At 51.7% G+C, this 2,392-nt stretch carries 1 protein-coding gene; it reads left to right on the top strand.

What is annotated here, in order from left to right; genetic code table 11:
* The first annotated feature begins 722 nt into the window (after positions 1 to 722).
* Positions 723 to 2,318, top strand: coding sequence for a Ppx/GppA phosphatase family protein (locus tag Q0482_RS07235; RefSeq protein ID WP_299145075.1), 1,596 nt, complete (start codon positions 723 to 725; stop codon positions 2,316 to 2,318).
* Positions 2,319 to 2,392: the final 74 nt, after the last annotated feature.

Below are 2,392 nucleotides of genomic sequence, written 5' to 3'. Positions count from 1 at the left end.
TACGGTTCTGTGAGGGGCGGACAGAGTAATCTGATTCCGTCTACTCGACTGACGGGCCCTTTGGGCCCGAGGGTTGTGGAGGCGCCCTATAGGCGCAATATAAAGTCAGCGTTACGGGGCTGGCTTTTGTGTCATCATTGCGGTCCCCGTCATTTCGAGCGGTGGTACGTGCTGGTATGAATCAGATTTTCATGGAGCCAGTGAAACGGAGCCCTCAAATCTCCCTGCAGAATACTGCCTGTCGATCGGTCAGCCGACTAAAAGGAAGGCCTCTTATTGGGCAGGCTAGGGAAGCGCTGATTAATTCGTTGTTTGATTTTATTCTTGAATTTTTATGCAATGCGAGGAATGAGGTGACGCGAATAGCAAGCTATTTAAGGAGCCTCATGACGAAGCAGTGCATAAAAATTCTTATAAAAGCAAACTCTATGAATTAATCAGTGCTTCCCTAGTTCACCAGTACACTAGTTCACCAGTACACTAGTACACTAGTTCACCAGCTCACCAGCTCCCTACACCGATTTCATCATAAAAGGCGCACTCATTATGCAGGGCGCCGCCTTCCTTCCCCATTTGTCATTTTCCCACAAGCCGGCATTCGGTCAGCGGACAGCTCCTCCTTCTATCATCTATGGTCCATCTGTTGTAAAATAGAGTCATGAAAGGCAGCTTTTTCTTTCTCATAAACTCAATCATGAAAATCTGCCGTCAAAGGAGACACTATGGAACGTATTGCAATCATCGACCTGGGTTCCAATTCCATCCGGTTTGTCATCATGCAGATTGGCGCCCACGGTTCTTACAAACTGGTGTACCAGGAAAAGAAATCCATCCGCCTGGCCGAAGGCATGACCCTGGAGTCCCGCCAGCTCACGGAAGAAGCGCAGCAGCGGGCTCTAAACTGCCTTGCGGTCTATGCCCACATTATCGCCGTACAGAAGGTAAAGAAGGTGCTGGCCGTGGCGACTGCCGCCGTGCGGAACGCCATCAACGGCGCTTCCTTCCTGAAAAGGGTGCGGCTTACCACCGGCATTCCCATGACCATTATCAGCGGGAAAGCGGAGGCAGCCCTTGGATTTTCCGGTGTCATCCACACCATCGACCGGAAAGATTTCCTTCTTTTCGATCTGGGCGGCGCCAGTGTGGAAATTTCCCTGGTTCAGGATAAAAAAAGAGTACACTCTATCAGCATTCCCATGGGCGCTGTAACTTTGACGGAAATGTTCCGGTCTTCCGGCACCGTCCCCTGGAGTAAAATCACTGAAATCAAAGAATTTATCCAAAAAAAGCTTGATGAAATCCCGTGGTTTCCCAGGGAACCCATTGAAGTCATCGGAGTAGGAGGCACAGTGCGAAATCTGGCCAAAGTGCACCAGCGTGCTTCCTCCTATCCCCTGCCCAAGCTTCATAATTACAACCTTCCTGTGGAAAGTCTCTTTTCCATGGTAAAATCCATCTGCGGAAAAACCTATGAAGAAAGGCAGAAAATTTCCGGGCTTTCGGAAGAACGGGCGGATATCATCATTGCCGGCTCCCTGGTGGTCCAGGAAATCGTGCGGAAGGCCCGTTCCTCCTATCTCACCATTTCCGGCTGCGGTCTCCGCGAGGGCCTCTTCTTCCACTATTATGACCCCATTTACGACAAAGACGGACACTGGAAGCATGACATGCTCATTTCCTCTGTAAAAAATTACCTTTACACCCTGCCTCTGGAATACGATTTCCATACCTCCTACGTGACCGCCATGGCCCTTTCCATGTTCGACCAGTGGAAAAAAGCCCATCATCTGAATGACCGCATGCGCCATATCCTTGCCGCTGCCGGCCTTCTCCATGACACAGGCACCATCGTCAACTATTACAGCCACGCAAGGCACAGTGCCTACATCACCGCCAACGCCCACATCTTCGGCTGGTCCCATCGTGAGCAGATCATGTGCGCCCTCATCTGTGCCTTCCATCACGGTTATTCCAGCAAATTTTTAAAATCCAGCACCCACGTCCGCATTCTCTCAGACCTGCAGATGAAGGAAGTACGCATGATGGCCCTCTTTCTGGCTCTGGCCGAAGGGCTTGACGAAAGCCATGAGCAGTGCATCACCCGTCTCGTATGCAGCGTTTCCAAACAGGCCATGGACCTTCGCATATACACCAGCCGGGACAACTTCGACGTTCCTGCCCATGCAGTGCAGAACCTCATCAAAGATTTCACCAAGACCTTCCGCCTCCCCCTGCGCATCCAGTGGTTCCCGGGGAGCAGTAACAAAAACGAACTCACCGAAGAAGCGGTGCAGCTGGGGTTTGATCCGAAGGCATAAAAGGGCCGCCCTGCGGCCCGGGTTCAGAGGGTTCAGAGGAAAAGGTTGACGGCCCTCCGGGCCGAGGGGTCTTA

It is taken from the genome of uncultured Dialister sp., assembly GCF_937959425.1.
Classification (GTDB): Bacteria; Bacillota; Negativicutes; order Veillonellales; family Dialisteraceae; genus Dialister.
The sequence above is the reverse complement of the archived record's forward strand: the minus strand, read 5'-3'. Positions and strand labels throughout refer to the sequence as shown.